Origin of the sequence: Bradyrhizobium sp. NBAIM03 (assembly GCF_020194055.1) — a bacterium.
GTDB classification, from domain to species: Bacteria; Pseudomonadota; Alphaproteobacteria; order Rhizobiales; family Xanthobacteraceae; genus Bradyrhizobium; species Bradyrhizobium yuanmingense.
The window spans coordinates 31,779-53,810 of record NZ_JADYVS010000011.1; the positions used below are offsets into that span (position 1 = coordinate 31,779).

General features: G+C 64.8%; 19 protein-coding genes. 13 read left to right on the forward strand and 6 right to left on the reverse strand.

Annotated features, from left to right (window positions below; translation table 11 throughout):
- The first annotated feature begins 57 nt into the window (after positions 1 to 57).
- Together I6F21_RS18300 and I6F21_RS18305 are read left to right on the forward strand one after the other, a co-directional pair.
- Positions 58 to 378 carry a DUF1476 domain-containing protein gene (locus I6F21_RS18300; protein WP_035999245.1) on the forward strand — a complete coding sequence of 107 codons (321 nt, stop codon included), beginning with the start codon at positions 58 to 60 and terminating at the stop codon, positions 376 to 378.
- Positions 379 to 484: 106 nt separating this feature from the next.
- The gene (locus tag I6F21_RS18305) at positions 485 to 775 is read left to right on the forward strand and encodes a hypothetical protein (protein WP_035999207.1); all 291 of its coding nucleotides are present in this window, start codon (positions 485 to 487) and stop codon (positions 773 to 775) included.
- 33 nt (positions 776 to 808) lie between these two features.
- Here I6F21_RS18305 and I6F21_RS38830 read toward each other — a convergent pair whose 3' ends face one another.
- Complete coding sequence (locus I6F21_RS38830; RefSeq protein WP_260347296.1) at positions 809 to 937, reverse strand: hypothetical protein; 129 nt, start codon at positions 935 to 937, stop codon at positions 809 to 811.
- 791 nt (positions 938 to 1,728) lie between these two features.
- Between I6F21_RS38830 and I6F21_RS18310 the strand changes: the two genes are divergently transcribed.
- On the forward strand, positions 1,729 to 2,655 hold the full coding sequence (locus I6F21_RS18310) for a septal ring lytic transglycosylase RlpA family protein (protein ID WP_051056822.1): 927 nt from the start codon (positions 1,729 to 1,731) through the stop codon (positions 2,653 to 2,655).
- On the opposite strand, the gene I6F21_RS18315 is transcribed toward I6F21_RS18310, so the two are convergent.
- On the reverse strand, positions 2,649 to 3,605 hold the full coding sequence (locus I6F21_RS18315; protein ID WP_035999214.1) for an alpha/beta hydrolase: 957 nt from the start codon (positions 3,603 to 3,605) through the stop codon (positions 2,649 to 2,651). The two genes, I6F21_RS18310 and I6F21_RS18315, sit on opposite strands and share 7 nt — an antisense overlap.
- A gap of 154 nt (positions 3,606 to 3,759) precedes the next feature.
- On the opposite strand from I6F21_RS18315, the gene I6F21_RS18320 reads away from it, so the two are divergent.
- The 9 genes from I6F21_RS18320 (at position 3,760) to I6F21_RS18360 (ending at position 13,495) form a co-directional block, all read left to right on the forward strand.
- Positions 3,760 to 5,022, forward strand: coding sequence for a D-alanyl-D-alanine carboxypeptidase family protein (locus tag I6F21_RS18320; RefSeq protein ID WP_035999217.1), 1,263 nt, complete (start codon positions 3,760 to 3,762; stop codon positions 5,020 to 5,022).
- A gap of 2 nt (positions 5,023 to 5,024) precedes the next feature.
- Complete coding sequence (tmk, locus tag I6F21_RS18325) at positions 5,025 to 5,711, forward strand: dTMP kinase (protein WP_036031435.1); 687 nt, start codon at positions 5,025 to 5,027, stop codon at positions 5,709 to 5,711.
- Positions 5,708 to 6,754 carry a DNA polymerase III subunit delta' gene (locus I6F21_RS18330; RefSeq protein WP_225140893.1) on the forward strand — a complete coding sequence of 349 codons (1,047 nt, stop codon included), beginning with the start codon at positions 5,708 to 5,710 and terminating at the stop codon, positions 6,752 to 6,754. Before tmk ends, I6F21_RS18330 begins: the two co-directional genes overlap by 4 nt.
- A gap of 108 nt (positions 6,755 to 6,862) precedes the next feature.
- Entirely contained in the window at positions 6,863 to 8,809 is a 1,947-nt protein-coding gene (metG, locus tag I6F21_RS18335) for a methionine--tRNA ligase (protein ID WP_074448020.1), read from the forward strand.
- Between the two features lie 13 nt (positions 8,810 to 8,822).
- On the forward strand, positions 8,823 to 9,599 hold the full coding sequence (locus tag I6F21_RS18340; RefSeq protein WP_225140889.1) for a TatD family hydrolase: 777 nt from the start codon (positions 8,823 to 8,825) through the stop codon (positions 9,597 to 9,599).
- Positions 9,600 to 9,612: 13 nt separating this feature from the next.
- On the forward strand, positions 9,613 to 10,410 hold the full coding sequence (locus I6F21_RS18345) for an MBL fold metallo-hydrolase (protein ID WP_225183355.1): 798 nt from the start codon (positions 9,613 to 9,615) through the stop codon (positions 10,408 to 10,410).
- A 158-nt stretch (positions 10,411 to 10,568) separates the two neighbouring features.
- On the forward strand, positions 10,569 to 11,162 hold the full coding sequence (locus I6F21_RS18350) for a TRAP transporter small permease (protein ID WP_035999231.1): 594 nt from the start codon (positions 10,569 to 10,571) through the stop codon (positions 11,160 to 11,162).
- Between the two features lie 2 nt (positions 11,163 to 11,164).
- Positions 11,165 to 12,478 (forward strand): TRAP transporter large permease subunit, encoded by a 1,314-nt coding sequence (locus I6F21_RS18355; protein WP_035999234.1) that lies wholly within the window; start codon positions 11,165 to 11,167, stop codon positions 12,476 to 12,478.
- Between the two features lie 39 nt (positions 12,479 to 12,517).
- Positions 12,518 to 13,495, forward strand: a complete 978-nt coding sequence (locus I6F21_RS18360) for a TRAP transporter substrate-binding protein (protein WP_035999237.1) — start codon at positions 12,518 to 12,520, stop codon at positions 13,493 to 13,495.
- A gap of 54 nt (positions 13,496 to 13,549) precedes the next feature.
- On the opposite strand, the gene I6F21_RS18365 is transcribed toward I6F21_RS18360, so the two are convergent.
- From I6F21_RS18365 to I6F21_RS18380, 4 genes are all read right to left on the reverse strand, one after another.
- The gene (locus tag I6F21_RS18365) at positions 13,550 to 15,199 is read right to left on the reverse strand and encodes an acyl-CoA synthetase (RefSeq protein WP_225140887.1); all 1,650 of its coding nucleotides are present in this window, start codon (positions 15,197 to 15,199) and stop codon (positions 13,550 to 13,552) included.
- A gap of 21 nt (positions 15,200 to 15,220) precedes the next feature.
- Positions 15,221 to 17,110, reverse strand: a complete 1,890-nt coding sequence (locus I6F21_RS18370) for a TRAP transporter large permease subunit (RefSeq protein WP_225140886.1) — start codon at positions 17,108 to 17,110, stop codon at positions 15,221 to 15,223.
- A gap of 29 nt (positions 17,111 to 17,139) precedes the next feature.
- Positions 17,140 to 18,171, reverse strand: a complete 1,032-nt coding sequence (locus I6F21_RS18375; protein WP_109143763.1) for a TRAP transporter substrate-binding protein — start codon at positions 18,169 to 18,171, stop codon at positions 17,140 to 17,142.
- Between the two features lie 479 nt (positions 18,172 to 18,650).
- The gene (locus I6F21_RS18380) at positions 18,651 to 19,529 is read right to left on the reverse strand and encodes a ferritin family protein (RefSeq protein ID WP_225140884.1); all 879 of its coding nucleotides are present in this window, start codon (positions 19,527 to 19,529) and stop codon (positions 18,651 to 18,653) included.
- 199 nt (positions 19,530 to 19,728) lie between these two features.
- Here I6F21_RS18380 and I6F21_RS18385 point away from each other — a divergent pair, with 199 nt between their 5' ends.
- Positions 19,729 to 22,023, forward strand: a complete 2,295-nt coding sequence (locus I6F21_RS18385) for a NosR/NirI family protein (RefSeq protein WP_225140882.1) — start codon at positions 19,729 to 19,731, stop codon at positions 22,021 to 22,023.
- Positions 22,024 to 22,032: the final 9 nt, after the last annotated feature.

Genomic DNA, 22,032 nt, shown 5'->3' on the forward strand with positions numbered 1-22,032 from the left:
GAGACGTTCGCTCCCAGCAAGTGCGATCCTCATCAGCGACGCAGAATGGAGCTGACCATGACCACGTTCGACAAGCGCGAGCGGGGCTTTGAAGCCAAATTCGCCCACGACGAGGAATTGATGTTCAAGGCCACGGCGCGGTCCAACAAGCTGCTCGGGCTTTGGGCCGCAGGCCAGCTCGGGCTCAGTGGCGATGCCGCTGCAGGCTACGCGGCTGCGCTGGTGACGGACCATCTGGAGAGCCGGACGATGGACGATGTAGTCGGCAAGGTGGCGGGCGATCTCGCAGGCACGGGGATCGCGCGCGAGCAGGTCGCGCAGAGGCTTCAAGAATGTCTGCACCAGGCGCTGGCGCAGCTCGAAGCGGACCGGCAATGACACCCGCTGCCGCGTTCATTCGGCGCGCTTGCCGCCTTCCGACGGCTGTGCCGTTTCGTGCTACCGTGCCAGCCGCCGGAGACGGCGGCGAGCGGGAGGTGGGGGCATGTCAGGGGGCAGCTTTGGCAAATGGTCCGGCGCAATCGCATGCGCCGGCGCCATGCTGGTCGCTGCAGGTGGCGCCGAGGTCTCGGCGACGCCGCTGACGCCGTTTCGCTACGAGGCGCAGGCCCAGCGTCATTGCCCGCGCGACAAGGTGGTTTGGCTCGACTTCGGCAAGGGCGTTTATTACCGCAAGGGTCAGAAGCGCTACGGCCAGGGCTTCGACGGCAGCTTCGTCTGCCAGAACGAGGCCCGCGGCGGCTTCTACCGACGCTCGCTGTTGGGCCTGCGCTGAGCGGCGGGTTTCGGCGGCTGGCGGAGGCGCCGGCTATTTCGCTGATGGCAGCCTGACCGGCACATGCGGGGAGGTGCTGATGACCCGGGGGCTTCCATCCGGATAGGTGCGGTTGCCGCGGATCAGGGATTCCAAGACCAGGAAGAACTTCTCGGCAAGCATTTGCGTCACCCTCGTTGGTGATGGCCTCTTGCAATTGGTCGAGGCGCCGAACGCAATAATTCAATCAACTGAATGGGAGCGGGGACAGCCGCGCCTGCTGCGCCGCAATGGAGAGAACCCGTGTTGGACAGGAGGACGTGCGGTTCAGGCAAACGCCAGCGCGACGAGGCTCGAGCAGAGCAGCACCAAGCCGCCGGCGGTCAAGGCCAGGAAGCCATCGGATACGAGGTCATGATTACGCATGGGACACCTGCCGCTCTCGTGTTCGATGCGCGAGTGGATCGACCAAGACCGTCCGAACGCGCCGCATTGAAAGAGGTGATGCTTGCCGTCCGCGCGAGTGCCTTTAGGCCCTCGTGCGGTAACCCTCGAACGCATGGGCCAAGAAGATCCCCGCGCTTACCAGACCCATCAGTGCCGAAACCGTCTCGATCATCGTTAAATTCCAAATCCCGCCCTCGCATCCGAGAGAACGCGGGCGGCCTTGCACAGTCAAAAGAATTTCGGTGAGCGGCGCGACAATGGGGGTGGAGTGAGGATTTGGCGCAACAGACTGTCCGGCACTGGCACAGTGCGGGGGCCATCGCCCCGTAGAACAACGGAAAAATGCGAACGTCTCGTTTACCATCCCGGCGTGATCGCCGTGGGCTCCCCATTTCCGCCGCGTTCGGGTTGCGTTATCGTTACCGCTTCCGAGACGGTGGTGGGCCGCCTCGGATGAGATGACCGGACAGCGCTCCCGTAGCCAAAGCGGGTTGGGTACGCCTCCGGCCAAGTGGTATTTGGGGCGCATGGGGATCCATCGGTCAGATTCGGTTTTGCGAGCCGCGCGCGGTGTTGCGGCGGTCGCGACCTGCCTTGCGCTCGCCAACTGCGCCTCCTCAAACAAGTTCGCCAGCCGCGTCGACCCGAAATACGGCGTGTCCTCGAGCCCGCGGGTGGTGGCCTTCGGCGATCCGGTCCCGAAGGGTGGCGGCACCTACCGCGTCGGCAAGCCCTATGTCGTGGCGGGCCGGACTTACGTGCCGGAGGAGGACGCCAACTACCGAGCTGAGGGCATGGCCTCCTGGTACGGCGACAGTTTCCACGGCCGCCTGACCGCCAATGGCGAAGTGTTCGACATGACCTCGCTGACCGCGGCGCATCCGACGCTGCCGATGCCGTCTTATGCGCGGGTGACCAACGTCTCGAACGGCAAGTCGCTGATCGTCCGCGTCAATGACCGCGGGCCCTACCACGGCAACCGCCTCATCGACGTCTCCAACAAGGCCGCCGAACTCCTTGAATTCAAAGGGAACGGCGTCGCCAAGGTCCGGGTCGAATATGTCGGCCGGGCGCCGCTCGAAGGCTCCGACGACCGCCAGCTTCTGGCGACCCTGCGCACCGGCGTCCCGGCGCCGTCGCCCTCGATGGTCCGGGTCGCCTCGGCCAAGCCGTTTGTGCCGGAGCTGCCGTCCTCGACCCGCGGTGCCATTCGCGGTGAGGTCCCGATGCCGGAGGGGCGGCCATACAATCTCGGCAGTACCTCGGCCGATATGGCTTCGCTCAATGCTACCTCGGAGATGTCGGCTTCGAGCCGCAGCCGGGGCCGGGCGCTCCAGAACGCCCGCGCGGTGTCCTATGGCGAGGACGGTCGCTACGCCGCCGACAGCGCGGCCGCATCGACCGATGGCGCCGCCGAGGCCCGCAGCATCCTGAGCGGCCGCGGCCTCTACTGAGCCGCGCTCTCCTTCAAGAACGTGACGAGCGCCGCATTCACCTCTTCGGGCCGCTCCTGCTGCACCCAATGGCCGGCGCCCTCGATGATCAGCTTGCGCTTCAGATTGGGCAGCACGCGCTCGAGCTCGTTGACGCGCTTGGCCCCGATCAGGCCGGTGATGACGGCGTCCTTCGAGCCTGCGATGAAGAGGGAAGGCTGGTGAATCTGCGCGTCCTGCCAGGGCGCGGTCAGCTCCCAATTGCGGTCGATGTTGCGATACCAGTTCAGCCCGCCGCGGAAGCCGGACTTGCGGAAGGCCTCGGTGAAATAGGCCAGGTCTGCCTCGCTGAGCCAGCCAGGCAGCGGCTCGTCGGCGCCCGCGTGGCCGAGAAAGCCCTTGCCCTCCTGCACGAACATGGCGGCGGTGGGATCGGCGAGGCCCCGCCCGCCGAGGACGATGCGCATGGTGCGTGCGACGTCACGCTCGAGCTCGGCCTCGGCGACGCCAGGCGTCTGGAAATACTGCCAGTAGAAATTGGTGACGCCGCCCTGGCGCAGCAGGTCGAGCGGCTTGCCGCGGCCCCGGAACGGCGGCGGCACGCTCAGGCCCGCGACCGCCGTGAAGATGTCCGGCCGGAACAGCGCCGCGTGCCAGGCGACCGGTGCACCCCAATCATGGCCGACCACCATCGCCTTGGTCTCGCCGAGGGCCTGGACCAGGCCGACCACGTCGCCGACCGTGTCGAAGATCGAGTAGGCGTTCGCGTCGAGTGGTGCCGCGCTCTGACCATAGCCGCGCATGTCGGGGGCGACGACGTGAAACCCGGCTTCGGCGACTGCCGGGATCTGGTGGCGCCAGGAATAGGACAGTTCCGGCCAGCCATGGCACAGGACCACAAGCGGTCCCTGGCCGGCTTCGCGGACGAACAGCTCGACCCCGTTGGCCTTGATCATGCGGGTTGAGGGCATTCGCTTTTCCGCCTTGTTTCAGGGGTTTGGTCGAAAAACATGAGGCGCCACGATAGGGGCGCGGCGAGAATCGTGCAATCTCGGCGACAAGCGTCCAACCGCGTGTTGTTCGCATCTGTTCCAGCTGTTAGAACGCCTCTCTCAGGGCTTCGCCATGGCACTTCGTCTTCCTTTGCTTCGTCGCAACCGGCTCACCGCCGGAACGCTGGCACGCGGGCTGATCGCGACGGTTTTGGCAGCGGCCATCGGCTGGGGCGGGGCGCTCCTTGCGGCCAACCAGAGCGTCCAGGGCGGCAAGAAAGCGGAAGATGCCGGCTTCGACGGCGATGCCCCGACCGCGATCCTGATCGAAGCCTCCTCGGGCAGTGTGCTGTTCGAGAAGAACGCCGACGAGCTGCGCGCGCCCTCGAGCATGATGAAGCTGATGACCGCGGAGGTCGTCTTCAATGCCATCAAGAAGGGCGACATCAAGCTGAACGACGAGTATCGGATCAGCGAGAATGCCTGGCGCAGAGGCGGGGCCCCCTCGGGCGGCTCTACCATGTTCGCCGCCATCAACAGCAAGGTCTCGGTCGACGATCTCCTGCGCGGCGCGATCATCCAGAGCGGCAACGACGCCTGCATCGCGCTGGCCGAAGCCATGGCGGGCAATGAGCGGATCTTTGCCGCCGACTTCATGACCAAGCGCGCCCGCGAGCTTGGCATGACCAGGTCGACCTTCGCCAATTCCAGCGGTCTGCCCGATCCCGGCAACAAGATGACGGTGCGCGAGCTCGGCATGCTTGCCCGGCACATCATCCTGGACTTCCCCGAATTCTACAAACTGTTCGGCGAGAAGGAGTTCACCTGGAACAAGATCCGCCAGCAAAACCGCAATCCGCTGCTCAATTCGATGGAAGGCGCTGACGGCCTGAAGACCGGCTACACCAAGGAAGGCGGCTACGGCATGGTCGGCTCCGCCGTGCAGAACGGCACGCGGCTGATCGTCGTCGTCAACGGACTTGACGATCCCGAGGACCGCGCCACGGAAGCCAAGAAGATGCTGGAATGGGGTTTTCGCAATTTCGAGACCCGCACCCTGATCGCAGCCGAGCAGCCCGTCGGCTACGCCAAGGTGTTCGGCGGCGAGAGCCGGTCGGTCAAGCTCATCGCCAAGACGCCCGTGAAGGTGATGGTGCACAAGAACGGCAGCGACAAGCTGATTGCGCGCATCGTCTATAGCGGCCCGGTGCGCGCGCCGATCGAGGCCGGCCAGCGGGTCGGCGTGGTCAGGGTCTGGCGCAGCGGCAACATCGCGGTCGAGACGCCGGTCTACGCCGCGGAGGCGATCGGCACCGGCTCGACCATGCGCCGCGCGATCGACGGCGCCAGCGAGCTCGTGATCGGCATGTTCCGCGCAGGCGCCGAGAAGCTCTGATCATGAGTGAGAGCGCTGCACAGCGACCGTCCGGACGGGGACGCTTCATCACCTTTGAAGGCGGCGAGGGCACGGGCAAGTCGACCCAGATCAAGAAGCTCGCCGACCGCCTCAAGGCGGCAAAGCTGCGCATCCGCGTGACGCGGGAGCCGGGCGGCTCGCCGGGCGCTGAAATCATGCGTCATCTGGTGCTGTCGGGCATGGGCAAGCTGCTCGGCCCCGAGGCCGAGACGCTGCTGTTTGCCGCCGCGCGCGATGACCATGTCCGCACGGTGATCCAGCCGGCGCTGAGCCAGGGCGTCTGGGTGCTGTGCGACCGCTTCGCGGACTCGACGCGGGCGTATCAGGGCAGCCTCGGCCAGGTGTCCGATGGCCTGATCAACGCGATGCAAAGGGTGACGATCGGCGACCTCAAGCCGGACCTCACCATCATCCTCGATTTGCCGGTCGAGATCGGCCTGCAACGCGCCGCCGCGCGCCGCGGCAGCGGCACGCCGGACCGGTTCGAGGCCGAGAAGCTCAGCTTCCACCAGGGCCTTCGCGAAGCCTATCGCAAGATCGCGGCGGAGGATCCCGCGCGCTGCGTGCTGATCGACGCCAATTCCGATCCGGACACGGTCGCCGCGCGCATCTGGACGGCGCTGCGCGAGCGCCTGCTGCCAACGCCTGCGTCAGTGGTGTCGGTATGAGCCCGCGTCAGGCCGAGCGCGAAACCGCCATACCGCATCCGCGCGAGACGTCGCAGCTGTTCGGCCATCGCGAGGCGGAGGCCGCGCTGCTTGATGCCTATCGCAGCGGACGCATTCCGCATGCCTGGCTGATCGGCGGGCCACAGGGGATCGGCAAGGCGACGCTGGCCTATCGCATGGCGCGCTTCGTGCTCACCCATGCGCAGCCGCTGGCGCCGGCCGTGCAGCGCGCCGAAAGCCTTGCGATCGATCACGACGACGCCGTGGCGCGGCAGGTGGCGGCCGGCTCGCATGGCGGCCTGCTGACGCTCGAGCGCACCGCCAACGAGCGCGGCGTGATGCGCACCGTGATCACCGTGGACGAGACGCGCGAGACGATCGGTTTCTTCGGCTCGACCGCCGCGGCCGAAGGCTGGCGCGTCTGCATCGTCGACACCGTCGACGAGCTCAATCCGAACGCGGCCAACGCGCTTCTGAAGATCTTGGAGGAGCCGCCGCAGCAATCGCTGTTCCTGCTGGTGAGCCACGCGCCCGCGCGGGTGCTCGCCACGATCCAGTCGCGCTGCCGCAAGCTGCGCCTGCGGCCGCTCACCACGAACGATGTGATCGGCGCCGCCGCTTCGGCGGCTGAGCTCGATCCGAACGATGCCGCGCTGCGCGAGGCGGCCGAGGCCTCCGAGGGCAGCGTCGCACGGACGCTGACGTTGCTCGGTGGCGAGGCCCTGAAGCTTCAGCAGCGCACGGCGGCGCTGCTCGCGCGCCTGCCGCAGGTCGATCCGCGCGAATTGCACACGCTCGGCGATTCGCTCGGCACCAGCGACCGCGTGGCGCTTGCGGCCTTCATCGACGGCATCGACCGCTGGATTGCGGAGCGCCTGCATGCGGATGAGGCCAATGCCAACCAGAACCTGCCGCGCCTTGCGCGGCTAGCTGAGGTATGGGAAAAGATCGTCCGCGCCGCGCGCGACACCGAAACCTACAATCTGGAGCGAAAGCCCTTGGTTTTCTCGGTGTTCGGCTGGCTGGCGGACGCAACGCGCTAAAGCATGATCCGGAAAAGTGCGCAGCGGTTTTCCGAAAGATCATGCGCAAAACAATAACGGAACGCCGAGCCGTTTCCAAAATTCGAGAAGCCGGTAAAGGAATTCGTGGTGGCAACGCGAGCTAAGAAATCCGTCAAACGCAAGAGCGGCAAGAAGGCTGCGAAGAAGGCCGTCAAGAAAGCCGCGAAAAAGGCCAAGGCGCGCGCGGCCAAAGCTGCCAAGAAGGTCAAGAAGACCAAGAAGGCTGCCGTCAAGAAGAGCGTGAAGAAGGGCGCCGCAAAGAAGGCCGCGAAGAAGCAGGTCGTCGCCAAGAAGGCGGTGAAGAAAGCTGCCAAAAAGCCGGCCAAGGCTCCGGCGAAGAAGGTCGCGAAAAATGCGGCTGCGCCTGCCGTGACCGCCGCACCGACTCCCGTCGTGACGCCTGAGAAGCCAAAGGCGCCGAAGCCAAAGGCTCCTCGTTCACCGAAGCCCGTCGCTTCTGCGCACGTTGCCGCGCCTGCGGTTGCCGCCGCGCGCGACAACATCTTCTACATCACCACCGCGATCGCCTATCCCAACGGTAGCCCGCATATCGGTCATGCCTATGAGGCGATCGCGACCGACGCGCTGGCGCGCTTTGCGCGGCTCGACGGCAAGGATGTGTTCTTTTTGACCGGCACCGACGAGCACGGTCAGAAGATGATTCAGACGGCGGCGAACGAAGGCATGTCCACCGCCGCGCTCGCGACGCGCAATGCCGGCCGCTTCAGAGAGATGGACGAGCGCCTGGACGTGTCGTTCGACCGCTTCATCCGCACCACCGAGGAGCAGCATCACCGTTCCAGCCAGGAGATCTGGCGCCGCATGGAAGCGAACGGCGACATCTACGCTGACACCTATTCGGGCTGGTACTCGGTCCGTGACGAGGCCTATTACGCCGAGGACGAGACGCGTGTGAACGACGATGGCGTGCGCTTGGGGCCGCAGGGCACGCCGGTGGAATGGGTGGAGGAGAAGAGCTATTTCTTCCGCTTGTCGGAGTACCAGGACAAGCTGCTCAAGCTCTATGCGGATCAGCCCGACTTCGTCGGGCCGGACTCGCGCAAGAACGAGGTGGTGAGCTTCGTCAAGGGCGGCCTGCGCGATCTCTCGATCTCGCGCACCACGTTCGATTGGGGCGTGAAGGTGCCCGGCGACGAAGAGCACGTGATGTATGTCTGGGTCGATGCGTTGACCAACTACATCACCGGCGTCGGTTTCCCCGATGAGAGCGACAAGAACTGGCGCTATTGGCCGGCCGACGTGCACGTCATCGGCAAGGACATCATCCGCTTCCATGCGGTGTATTGGCCGGCCTTCCTTTTGTCGGCGGGCATCCCGCTGCCGAAACGGGTCTATGCCCACGGCTTCCTGTTCAACAGGGGCGAGAAGATGTCGAAGTCGGTCGGCAACACTGTCGATCCCTTCAACCTCGCCGACCAGTACGGCGTCGACCAGTTGCGCTACTTCTTCTTGCGCGAGGTGCCGTTCGGCCAGGACGGCAACTACAATCACGAGGCGATTGTCGCGCGCATCAACGCCGATCTCGCCAACGATCTCGGCAATCTCGCGCAGCGCTCGCTGTCGATGATCGCAAAACAGCTCGGCGGCGTGCTGCCCGAGCCCGGCGAGTTCAGCGACAACGACAAGGCGATCCTGGCGATGGCCGACGGCATGATCGCTGCCTCGCGTGAAGCCATGGCGACGCAGCAGATTCATCAATGGCTCAACGCCGTCTGGGCCGTGGTCGCGGAGGCCAACCGCTATTTTGCGGGTGAAGCGCCGTGGGCGCTCGCCAAGACGGATCCGGCCAGGCAGAAGACGGTGCTCTACGTCACCGCCGAAGTCGTGCGTCAGATTGCGATCCTGGCTCAGCCCGCGATGCCGACCGCCTCCGGCAAGCTGCTCGACAGCCTCGGCATCCCCGAAGCCGAGCGCAATTTTGACATGCTCGGCGGCGCCAAGCGCATCGCGCCCGGTTCGACGCTGCCGGCGCCGATGCCGGCGTTCCCGCGCTACGTCGAGCCGGCGGCCTGAAGGCGTTCGCACGATGCTGGTCGACAGTCATTGCCATCTGGATTTTCCGGACTTTGCGGAAGATCTCGACGGTATCGTGTCGCGGGCGCGAGCCGCCGGGATCGCCCGCATGGTCACGATCTCGACGCGGGTCCGGCGGCTGCAGGACCTGCTCGCCATCGCGGAGCGCTATGACGACGTCTATTGCTCGGTCGGCACCCATCCGCATCATGCGGACGAGGAGGACGGCATCGCGCCGGATGAGCTGATTGCGCTGACCCAGCACCCAAAGGTCGTCGCGCTCGGCGAGGCCGGGCTCGACTATTTCTACGACAACGGCTCGCCGGAAGCGCAGGCAAGGGGCTTTCGCTCCCACATCGCCGCTGCCCGTGCCACCGGCCTGCCGCTGGTGATCCACACCCGCGACGCCGACGAGGACTGCGCGCGCATCCTGGAAGAGGAGGCCGCGAAGGGATCATTTCGCGCCGTCCTGCACTGTTACACGGGCGGGCGCGAGCTGGCGCTGACGGCGGTGTCGCTCGGGCTCTATATCGGCTTCACGGGAATCCTGACCTTCAAGAAATCGGAGGCCTTACGCGCGCTCGCAGCCGAACTGCCCTCCGACCGTATTCTAATTGAAACGGACTCGCCTTACCTTGCGCCCGGCAAGTTTCGGGGCAAGCGCAACGAGCCGGCCTACGTGGTCGAGGTCGCAAGAGTGCTCGCCGAGACGCGGGGCGTGTCCGTTGACGAGATCTCGCGCCAGACCAGCGAGAACTTCTTCCGCCTGTTCTCGAAGGTGAAAGCTTGAGACTGGGAGCCACATGACGCTGACGCTGACGATCCTGGGCTGCGGCTCCTCCGCCGGCGTGCCGCGCCCGGCGCTCGGCTGGGGCGCCTGTGATCCCAACAATCCCAAGAACCGCCGTCGCCGCTGCTCGCTGCTGGTCGAACGGACGTCCGAGCACGGCACGACACGCATCGTGATCGACACCTCGCCGGACCTGCGCGAACAATTGCTCTCGACCAATGTCGACCACATCGACGCGGTGTTCCTGACGCACGAACATGCCGACCAGACCCACGGCATGGATGATCTGCGCTCGGTCGTCATGCACATGCGCCGGCGCATTCCAACCTATTTCAACCAGTCGACCGCCAAGGACATCCTGTCGCGGTTCTCCTATTGCTTCATCTCGCCCGAGGGCAGCGATTATCCGCCGATCCTGACGCGGCATTCGATCGAGGCGGGAGAAAGCCAGACCATTCTGGGGAAGGGCGGCGCGGTGACGATGACCGCCTTTCTGGTGCAGCACGGCAACATCCCCGCGCTCGGCTACCGCATCGGGGATGCGGCCTACACGCCTGATCTCAATGATATCCCGCGCGAGAGCTGGGGGGCGCTGGAAAATCTCGATCTCTGGATCGTCGACGGCCTGCGCTACACCGGCCATGTCAGCCATTTCAGCATTAACGACGCGCTGTCCTGGATCGAGCGCTTCAAGCCGAAGCGCGCGGTCATCACCAACATGACCGCCGACGTCGATTATGAGGTTATCCGGCAGTCGCTGCCCCCTGGCGTGGTGCCGGCCTATGACGGGCTGCGGCTCGAGACGCACTAAACCCGCGGTGGAAATTCTCCTGCCAGCCGGCATAGACCTTGCTTGCACCGGCCCCATCATGTTGATCTAACGTCTGAAAGACAGGCGTTGGGCAGGGCGATATTCAAACAGGACCGGCAGTCGGATGCTATCGGTCCGTCGAGTCGCATCGTGTGAGGATGGGGATCGCGTTGGCAGAGGACGATGTAGCGACTCAGGGACCGGTACGACGCGCGCTGGACCTCCTCTATCTCGGCGCGGGCTATGCCGCGGGCGTCTTCCTGGTCGCGATCTTCGCAATCATGATGGTGATGTCGGTCGGGCGCCAGTTTGCGCTCAACATTCCCGCCGGCGATGATTTTGCGTCCTGGTGCATGGCGGCGATGGCGTTCCTCGGCCTCGCTCACACCTTCAAGCGCGGAGAGATGATCCGCGTCGGCCTGTTGCTGGAGCGCTTGCACGGGCGGACCAAGCAGATCGCGGAGGTCGTGGCGCTCGGCATTGCCGCTGCCTTCATTCTCTACTTCACCCGTCATGCTGTGCAGATGACCTACGATTCCTGGCGCTTCAACGACGTGGCGCAGGGCGTGGTCGCGCTTCCGCTCTGGATTCCCCAGCTCGGCTTCGCCGGCGGCCTCGTGATCCTGTCGATCGCGCTGATCGACGAGATGGTCAACGTCATCGGCGGCAACCGTCCGAGCTACGAGAAGGGCTCGCCCGACGAAACTCCGGAAGAGTTCGTCGAACGCATCTCGCAGGGCGGTGGGGGCTGACCATGGCCAGTCTCGGCATGATCGAGCTGTCCTTCGTCCTGCTCGGCGTCATGATCCTGCTGCTGGGAAGCGGCGTCTGGATCGCGGTCTCGCTCGGGCTGGTCGGCTTCGTGGCGATGGCGCTCACCACGAGCCTGCCGCTCGGCACCGTGCTTGCGACCACCACCTGGAGCGCGAGCTCATCCTGGACGCTGGCGGCCCTGCCGTTGTTCATCTGGATGGGAGAGATTCTCTTCCGCACCAAATTGTCGGAGGAAATGTTCCGCGGCCTGTCGCCCTGGGTGCAGTGGCTGCCGGGACGGCTGACACATGTGAACGTGATCGGCTGCGGCATCTTCGCGGCGGTGTCGGGTTCGTCGGCGGCGACCTGCGCGACGATCGGCAAGATCGCGCTGCCGGAGCTCGACAAGCGCGGCTATGACAAGGGCCTGAGCCTCGGATCGCTGGCGGGCTCGGGCACGCTCGGCCTGCTGATCCCGCCGTCGATTCCGATGGTGGTCTATGCCGTCACGGCGAACGTCTCCGTGCTTCAAGTGTTTCTCGGCGGCTTCCTGCCGGGATTGCTCGTGATCGCGCTCTATTCCGGCTACATCATCATCTGGTCGCTGCTCAACCCGACAAAGGTTCCGCCGCGCGATCCGCCGATGCCGCTCCGGCAGAAGCTGCGCGAGTCCGCCAAGCTCGCGCCCTGCCTGCTGCTGATCCTGGCGGTATTCCTGTCACTCGTTCTCGGCTTTGCGACGGCGACGGAGTGCGCGGCCTGGGGCGTTTCCGGCGCGCTGCTGCTGGCTTGGTGGAGCGGCACGCTCACGCGCAAGAACTTCCTCGAGAGCATCATGAGCGCGACGCGCCTGACCTGCATGATCATGCTGATCCTGGCAGGCGCGGCCTACACCACGGCGGCGATGGCCTATACGGGGATTCCGGCCGCGCTCGCCACCTGGGTCCAGGGCCAGCAGCTCACGCCGAGCATGCTGGCGCTGTATCTGAGCATCATGTACATCATCCTGGGTTGCCTGATCGACGGCATCTCGATGATCGTTCTGACCGCTGTCATCGTGCTGCCCATGGTCAGGCAGGCCGGCCTCGACCTGGTCTGGTTCGGCGTCTATCTGATCATCCACGTCGAAATGGCGCAGATCACGCCGCCGGTGGGGTTCAACCTGTTCGTGCTCCAGAACATGAGCGGCCGCGATACGTTCACGGTCGCGCGGGCGGCCTTCCCGTTCTTCGTGCTATTGCTCGCTGCGGTCTTCATCATCACGGAGTATCCGCAGATCGTGACGTTCCTGCCGAAGCTCGCTTTCCCAGACTGAGCGTACCCGTTCTCTAGATCGACTGTGAGGAGAAGTCCGATGATGTCTCGTTTATTCCACGCATCTTTGATTGCTGGCGTTGTGCTGGCCGCGACACCTGCCTTGGCTCAGACCAAATGGAACCTGCCGGCAGCGTATCCTGCGGACAATCCGCACTCCGAAAACCTGGTCGCGTTCGCCAAGGACGTCGAAGCCGCCACCTCGGGCAAGCTCCAGATCACGGTTCATCCGGGCGCCTCGCTGTTCAAGGCCCCCGACATCAAGCGCGCCGTGGTGACCGGGCAGGCGCAGATGGGTGAGGTGCTGCTGTCGATCCACGAGAACGAAGACCCGATCTTCGGCGTCGACGTCGTGCCGTTCCTCGCGACCAGCTTCCCCGAGGCGACGAAGCTGTATCAGGCCTCCAAGCCTGCGATCGCCAAGAAGCTCGACGCGCAAGGTCTCAAGCTGCTGTTCGTGGTGCCGTGGGCACCGCAGGGCGTCTACGTCAACAAGCCGCTGGCCACGATCGAGGACATGAAGGGTCTGAAGTGGCGCGCCTACAATGTCGGGACCGCGCGGATCGGCGAACTGGTCGGCGCGCAATCGGTCACGATCCAGGCTGCGGAACTGCCACAGGCGTTGGCGACCGGCGTGGTGAACTCCTTCATGTCGTCGGGCGGCACCGGCTACGATTCGAAGGCGTGGGAGTCGCTCAAATACTTCTATGACGTGCAGGCCTGGATTCCGAAGAACTACACTTTCGTCAACAAGGCTGCGTTCGAGGCGCTCGACAAGCCGACCCAGGAGGCCATCCTGAAGGCCGCCGCCACCGCGGAGACGCGCGGCTGGAAGGCTTGGGAAGAGAAGGCCAATTGGTACCTCGGTCAGCTCAAGGCCAAAGGCATGACTGTCGAGCCGCCGAGCCCGGCACTGAAGGCCGGCTTCCAGAAGATCGGCGACCAGCTCACGGCCGACTGGCTTAAGAAGGCAGGGGCCGACGGTCAGGCGGTGCTCGACGCCTACAAGAAGATGTGAGGATGAGAGAGCTTCCACCCGCCGCAGGCGGGCGGAAGCTTCTTTGGCCGCTGGTCAGGCCGAGATCGCCTTCACCGAGCCGACTTCGTTGCGCAGCAGGAACTTTTGGATCTTGCCCGTGGACGTCTTCGGGATCGGCCCGAACACGACCGCCTTCGGCGTCTTGAAGCCGGACATCTGGCTGCGGCAGAAGGCGATGATATCCGCCTCGCTGGCACTGGCGCCCTCTTTCAGTTCGACGAAGGCGCAGGGCACTTCACCCCATTTCGGATCGGGCTTTGCCACCACGGCCGCGAACAGCACGGCCGGGTGCTTGTAGAGGATGTCCTCGACCTCGACCGAGGAAATGTTCTCGCCCCCGGAGATGATGATGTCCTTGGAGCGATCCTTGATGATGACGTAGCCGTGCTCGTCGAGCACGCCGAGATCGCCGGTGTGGAACCAGCCGCCTTCGAAAGCTTCCCTGGTCGCCTTCTCGTTCTTCAGGTAGCCCTTCATCACGATGTTGCCGCGGAACATGACCTCGCCGATCGTCTCGCCGTCGCGCGGCACCTGCTGCATCGTTTGCGGGTTGATCACGGTGACGCTTTCCTGCAGCGGGTAGGGCACGCCCTGCCGGCGCTTCATGCGCGCGCGCTCGGCGGCGGGCAGGTCATCCCAGCCCGGCTGCTCGGCGCAGACCGAGGCGGGGCCGTAGACCTCGGTCAGGCCGTAGACGTGCGTCAGCTTGATGCCGATGCTTTCGGCGCCTTCCAGCACCGCGACCGGCGGCGCGGCGCCCGCGATCAGGCCGACGACGCGGCGGGCCGCATCGCCCTTTGGTGCATCGGGCGCGTTGATCAGCGTGTTGTAGACGATCGGCGCGCCGCACATATGGGTGACGCCGTGTTGCTTGATCAGCTCGAAGATCCTGGTCGGCTCGACCTTGCGCAGGCAGACATTGATGCCGGCGGCCGCCGCAATGGTCCAGGGAAAGCACCAGCCGTTGCAGTGGAACATCGGCAGCGTCCAGAGATAGACCGGATGCTGGCCGAGATTGCCGGCGAGGATGTTGCTGACGGCGTTCAGATAGGCGCCGCGATGATGGGTGACGACGCCCTTGGGATTGCCCGTCGTGCCCGAGGTGTAGCTCAGCGCAATCGCGTCCCATTCATCGCTCGGCGTGATCGGCGCGAAGCTTGGATCGCCTTCGGCGACGGCTGCCTCGTATTCGATCTCGCCGATGCGGGTGCCGCCCTTGAACGATGCATCGTCGACGTCGACCACCAGCGGCTTGGGGCCGGTCATCTGCGCCAGGGCCGCAGTGATGACGCCTGAAAACTCTGGATCGACCAGGATGATTTTCGCGCCGCCATGATCGAGCTGGAACGCGATCGAAGGCGCATCGAGGCGGATGTTGAGCGCGTTGAGCACGGCGCCGGTCATGGGCACCGCGAAGTGCGCCTCGTTCATCGCGGGAATGTTCGGCAGCATCGCCGCGACGGTGTCGCCGACGCCGATGCCCTTGCTCGAAAGCCACGAGGCGAACCGCCGGCAGCGCTCATAGGTCTGAGCCCAGGTGAAGCTGCGGCCTTCATAGACCGTACTGACGTGATCGGGATAGACCGCGGCGCTGCGCGCGAGGAAGCTCAGCGGGCTCAGCGGCACATAGTTGGCTTGCGTCTTGTCGAGGCCGATATTGTACGGATTCTGTCGCTCGCTCATCGACACCCTCCTTTAACCGCATCAAAGAAATCCGATCGAGATCCAGGGAAAGATCGCGACGATGATCAATCCCACCAGCAGCGCCAGCAGATAGCCCCAGATCGGCCTGATGCCTTCGGCCGGATCGACGCGCCCGATGGCGCAGGCGGCATAATAGCCGACGCCGAAGGGCGGGGCGAATAGCCCGATACCCATGGCGAGAATGATCACCATGGCGTAGTGCACCTCGTGCACGCCGACGGCGCGGGCGATCGGAAACAGCAGCGGTCCGAACAGCACGATCGCCGGGATGCCCTCCAGCACGCTGCCGAGGATGGTGAAGGCCAGGATCGACACGGCGATGAAGGTCGCAGCCCCGCCCGGCAATCCCGTCATGGCTGCAGCCAGCGAGCGCGAGAAGCCGGATTGGGTCAGGCCCCAGGCCATGCCGGTCGCCGTGCCGATGATCAGGAGGATCGCACCCGACAGCGCGGCGGTCTCGACGAGCATCGGAAACAGCCGCCGCCAGTCGAAGCGGCGGTAGATCAGAAGGCCCACGAGGGCGCCATAGACGATGCCGATGGTGGAGACTTCGGTCGCGGTCGCGATGCCCTCGACCACGGCATAGCGGATCACGAAGGGCAGCGCGAGCGCGGGCAGGGCGACGACGAAGGTCTTGCCGATCTCGGATGCCGTCGCGCGGCGGACGTGGCTCATGTCCTCGTGGCGGTAGCGCCACCACACCAGCATGCAGAGCGTGACGGCGAGCACGACGCCGGGCAGGAGGCCGCCGGTGAAGAGGGCGGCGATCGAGACGCCCGTGACTGAGCCGATCGTGATCAGCACGAGGCTGGGCGGGATGGTCTCGGTCTGGGCGCCGGTGGCCGCCAGCAGCGCGACGAGATCGCCGGGCTTGGCGCCGCGCTCTTTCATCTCCGGGAACAGCACGGGCGCGACTGCCGCCATGTCGGCCGCCTTGGCGCCAGAGATGCCGGAGACGAGGTACATCGCGCCGACCAGCACGTAATGCAGGCCGCCCCTGATATGGCCGAGCAGGCTTGCCAGGAACGCCACCATGGCCCGCGCCATGCCGGTCATCTCGATCAGTAACCCCAGAAACACGAACAGCGGCACGGAAAGCAGGATGAGGTGGCTCATGCCCTCGTCCATGCGCCCGACCAGCACCATGACCGGCGTGCGCGTGGTCAGCGCGAGATAGCCGTAGATCGCAAGACCAAAGCCGAACGCAATGGGAACCCCGGCAAAGACGCAGAAGCCGGCGACGCCGACGAAGAAGATGATGAGGTTGAGATTGCCGAGCGGTCGCAGCAATGGCTCGGCCAGCCAGAACAGGCCGATCACGACCGCAACCGACAGCACGGCGGCCGCAACCATGCGGTGGTCGGCGGCGCGCGCGAGCCGCAGCAGGGCAAAGGCCGCCATCAGGCCGATGCCGGCCGGCAGCGCGGCGGCGCGCCACATATTGGAGATCTGCAGCGCCGGCGTCGTGATGTAGCTTTCTTCATAGGCGTAGTCGCAGGCCGGCCACACAATCAGGATCAGGAACGCCAGGGCCGCGGAGGTCGCGACCAGATCGAGATAGGCCCGCATCGCCGGCCTGGCGTTGGCGACGACCGCCGTCATGCGCATGTGCTCGGAGCGGCGGAACGCAACCGCCGCGCCCAGCATGGCGAGCCACAGGAACAGGATCGAGGCGAGCTCGTCCGACCAGATCAGCGGCCGGTGCAGGCCATAGCGTGCGACCACCCCGGCAAACAGGATCACGATCTCGGCGACCACCAGGATCGCCGTCGGGATTTCGACGACGAGGCCAAGCACGCGCTCAACTGAGGCCAGCAGCGAAGGTCGGCGAGGGGACTGCAACGTCACCTCGCCCACCGCTTCGGTCACCTCGATCTCGACGTGAGCCATCTGATACCGACCTCGACGGCCCCAATGCGCTACGACAGCTTGCCGACGGCTTTCTCCAGAAGCTCCCAAGCCTGATCGCCATATTTGCCCTTCCATTCGGCATAGAAGCCGGCGGAGCGCAGCTTGTCGCGGAACGGCGCGATGGCCGGCTGGTTGAAGGCCAGGCCCTTGCCCGCGAGCTCCTGCTGCAGGTTGGCGTTCAGCTTGGCGGTATCTTCACGCTCCCTAACGGCGGCGGCATTGATGTTCCTGGCGACGACGGTGCGCACGTCCTGCGGCAGCTTTTCCCAGGCTCTGCGGTTGGCCAGGAACCAGAATCCGTCCCACATGTGGTTGGTCAGCGAGCAGTACTTCTGCACCTCGTAGAGCTTGCCGGTCGAGATGATGGCCAGCGGGTTCTCCTGGCCCTCGACGATCTTGGTCTGGAGTGCGGAATAAACCTCGCTGAAATTGATCGAGGCGGGCGCGGCATCGAACGCCTTGAACATCGAGGTCCACAGCGGCGACACCGGCACGCGGATCTTGAAGCCCTTGAGATCGTCAGGCCCGGCGATCGGCCTGGTCGACGACGTGGTCTGGCGGAAGCCGTTGTCCCAGATCTTGTCCATGACCTCGAGGCCGGCCTTCTTGATCTCGCCGCGGACATGGGCGCCGAGATCGCCGTCCATGGCCTTCCAGACCGTGTCGTAGTCCGGGAACGCGAAGCCGATGCCGTTGATGGACGCCGCCGGCACCAGGGTCGACAGGATCAGGCCGGACAGCGTGAAGAACTCGACGCCGCCGGAGCGGATCTGGCTCAGCATGTCGGTGTCGGAGCCGAGCTGATTGTTCGGGAAGATTTGCAGGTCGAACTTGCCGCCTGTCTCGGTCTTGATCGCCGCCGCCATCTCCTTGGCACGGACGTTGAGCGGATGGGTGTCGGGCAGGTTATTGGCGTACTTGTAGGTGAACTCGGCGCTCTGGGCGCGGGCCACATGGGGCGCACCGAGGCCGCCCAGGACCGCGGTCGCGGCGGAAGCCTTGAGAAGCGTGCGTCGGGAATAGCGCGTGGAAAGGACCATGGGTCTGCTTCCTCGGAAGGTTTGTTGTTGTTCTGAGATGCAAACCTATACGGGCGGTCCGCCTTAGGGTCATCTGCGATCTCGCGGATGCCTCGCTTATTGCAGCCGGACAAGGTCACGGCAATATCGGCTTTCGCAGACCTCGACCCGTTTCAAAATCTGAAAAACAACCCCATGCACAGTAGACGTCAAGAGCTAAGACGACGGCCGACGCGCAGACGGAGATACGGGCTTTGGCGAAGGTCGGATGTCAGCAATTCCGCCCAAATGATTGATTTCATTGTACATAAATATATTCCATAATATACCTTATGCGAATTGTGGATTTTGCTCTGGCGACGGCATCCGACCGCTCGCATCGCATCGAGGCCCACCCTGAGATTCCGTCTGGGACGCTTTCGACGGCCTGCCGGCCACTGTCCTTCGGACAAGCCGCCATGCGATCGAGGGCACCCATAGCCACGATTGCCGCAAGCGCGTTACGCCGCCGACAGCGATCGGAGCCAAGCCAATCTCGAGATCGCTTGCTCTGCCAGTCGCTGCAGGCGTTCGAGGTGGGCCGCATCGGTCGCCCGTTCGGCGCCTTCGAGGTAGCCGTCGACGAGCGCTTCGGCGACCTCCAATGGGCCTTTGCGCTCCAAGGGCGCCGGAAAGCTTCCCGCACCCACGGCGGCGTCGGCCATCTCGATTGCCTGTTGGCGAATGCCCCTTATCCGGACCGCCGCTGGCCCGCCCAGGCGTGGTTCCATCTCGGCAAGTTGCGCGGCCAGGCGGAGCTCGAGCCGCTGCGCGTCGATATGCGGCGGTCGAGGCTCCGCCGACGTCTCGGCACGGCTCCGTTCGTGTTCGTGGCGATATGCGCGCCGCCTCTCCTTCCGCAGCGCGGCGACATGGCCGAGTTCCTCCCTTGCCATGGCCTCGGACGCCTTCTTGACTTCAGGATCCCGGGAATAGGCCGCCAGGTAGGACCAGAATGCGAAGGCCCGTTCCTCATTGCGCACTGCCATCGCTAACGCGCGGTACGGCGTCAAAAGCCGGGAGGTGTTCACCTCAGCGGCGGTCTCTGCATCGAAGGTCTCGGGCGCTTCCCAGCGCACCAGCGCAGGATCCGGATCCTTGCCGCAGCGCGATTGCGACCATCGTGCGACGCTGTCGACGTGCTCGCGTTCCGCGGCTGCGAGTTGGGTGAATACCGCCGCCAAGTCGTTCTTGGTCTGCCGACGCATCTCATCGGCAAATCCGCTGTACCTGTTCGCGGCCTCCTGTTCCATGGCATGCGCGAGCGCGAACAGCTCATCAAGCGACTGCAAGGTACCGGTCGGCTCGGCTCCCAGGAGAGCCTTTCGAAGCAGAGGCATTGCCGAATTCCTTCGCTGTTTGATCCAGCGCAATGAGGCATCGTGTCCGGATACTAACAAGGCTGTATTGACGCGAGTCAATTCGGCTCAGGCAATGAGCCTGCCAACCCGGCGTCAGCGGCGATCCCGGGACATCAAACTTTCGAAATCGAATGAAAAGCTGTCCTCGTTTGGGGCGGCTGTTCCACCTGTGGTGCTCATGGCCCGGAGTTGTTCCGCAACCGCAAACGATTGGCTCGGCGGCCCGTTGCTCGCCGTCCTCTTTGCGATCTGTGCAACGCTGTGGCTCGAACCCGCATGCGCCGCAGGAAATCTTGCGGGTTATCTTTCCAAAACATCGCCTGCTGACTTCTTCCCAAGCGCCGAGCGCTTCGGACCTCCGCAGGGCGATCCGCCCATCGTGCCCGTCTATCGTGGTGACCAGCTCCAAGGTTTCGTGTTCCTGAACTCCGACTTCGCCAACACCGTCGGCTACTCCGGCAAACCGATTCACTTGCTGGCTGGAATCGACCCCAACGGCGTCATCACCGGCATCAAGCTCCTCGATCACAAGGAGCCGATCGTGCTGGTCGGCATTCCCGAGGCGCGCATCATCGCTGCCGTGAACGCGCTGATCGGCAAGGACATGAAGCCGGTCGCAAGTGGTGCCGAGAGGCCACCGCAGGTCGACATCGTCAGCGGCGCAACCGTCACCGTGCTGGTGATGGGCGACAGCATCGTTCGTGCGGCGTCCAAGCTGATCCGAAGCGGCCGTGTTGGCGGCGGCAACGGCGCGGCGGTTTCAGCTGCCCTGCCCCCCGCCATCAAGACGCTGGATCTCGAACACAGCGAAGTCCGCGACTGGGAGAGCCTCGTCGGCGACGGTTCGATCCGCCGGCTTCATCTCGGGATCGGCGACATCAACGACGCCTTTGCAAAATCCGGCAGCGCGGCGGCGACTCAATATCCCGAACCGGGTGACGCGAACGACACCTTCATCGATCTTTACGTCGCCCTCGCGAGTGCGCCCACGATCGGCCGCAGCCTCCTTGGCGAGGATGGCTATCGACGCTTGAAGGAGGGCCTTAAGCCCGGACAGCAGGCGATCATCGTCGCCGGCAACGGCCCCTACTCCTTCAAGGGCTCGGCCTATGTGCGCGGTGGTATCTTCGATCGGATCGAAATCCTGCAGGAAGGCAACAGCACCCGCTTCCGCGACCGGAACCATACCCGCCTTGGTGCGCTGGACGCGGTCGGCGCGCCGGAGTTCAGGGAAGTCGCGCTGTTCGTCACGCCTCCCGAGTTCACGCTGGATCCAACGCAGCCGTGGCAGCTTCAGCTCCTGGTGCAGCGCAGCCTCGGCGGCCGCGACAAGGCGTTCCTGACCTTCGACGTCAACTACATCCTGCCCGATAGCTACATACGCCGCGAGCAGCGGGCCGTGACCGTGCCAGAGAGCGCAGCGCCTCCGCCCTCGCAGGCAGCCGTCGCGGCCGCCCCGCCGGCGGAGGCGGACGAGCCACTCTGGATGCGGATCTGGCGATCGAGCACGGTCTCGATCGCCATCACCGCCTTCATGCTGGCCGCCCTCACCGGCGTCTTCTTCTTCCAAAACCTCTTGGTGCGCCGCCCGGTGCTCTACACCTGGGTGCGGCGGGGCTATCTCGCCTTCGTTCTGGTCTGGCTCGGCTGGTACGCCAACGCGCAGCTCTCCGTCGTCAACGTCGTCACCTTCACCAACGCGCTGGTGACCGGCTTCCACTGGGAATTCTTCCTCGCCGCGCCGCTGATCTTCATTCTATGGGCGGCGACGGCCGGCGGGCTCCTGTTCTGGGGGCGCGGACCGTTCTGCGGTTGGCTGTGTCCCTTTGGCGCACTGCAGGAGCTCACCAACACGGCTGCGAAATGGCTGAAGGTGCCGCAAATAACGGTGCCGTGGGGACTGCATGAACGGCTATGGCCGATCAAGTACATCATCTTTCTCGGACTGTTCGGGCTGTCGCTCTACTCCGTCGAGATGGCCGAGCGATTTGCCGAGGTCGAGCCGTTCAAGACCGCGATCATCCTGAAATTCTCACGAAGCTGGCCGTTCGTGGCCTATGCAGTCGCCCTGCTCGTCATCGGCCTCTTCATCGAGCGCTTCTTCTGTCGCTACCTCTGTCCGCTCGGCGCGGCGCTCGCGATTCCCGGGCGCATGCGGACGTTCGAATGGCTGCGCCGCTGGGAAGAATGCGGCTCGCCGTGTCAGCGCTGCGCCAAGGAATGCCCGGTGCAGTCGATCCATCCCGAGGGGCACATCAACGTCAACGAATGCATCTACTGCATGCATTGTCAGGAACTCTATTACGACGACCACCGCTGCCCGCACATGATCCAGGTGCGGCTCAAGCGCGAGAAGTTCGCGGCGATGTCGTCGCCCTCGATGCGCTCCGGCGGCAAGGGTCCCGCGACCGTCATTACCGCCGGTGGCAAGCCCGTTGCCGCATCGGCAGTCCTCTCTCCACCCCCAAACTGAACCCGAAGC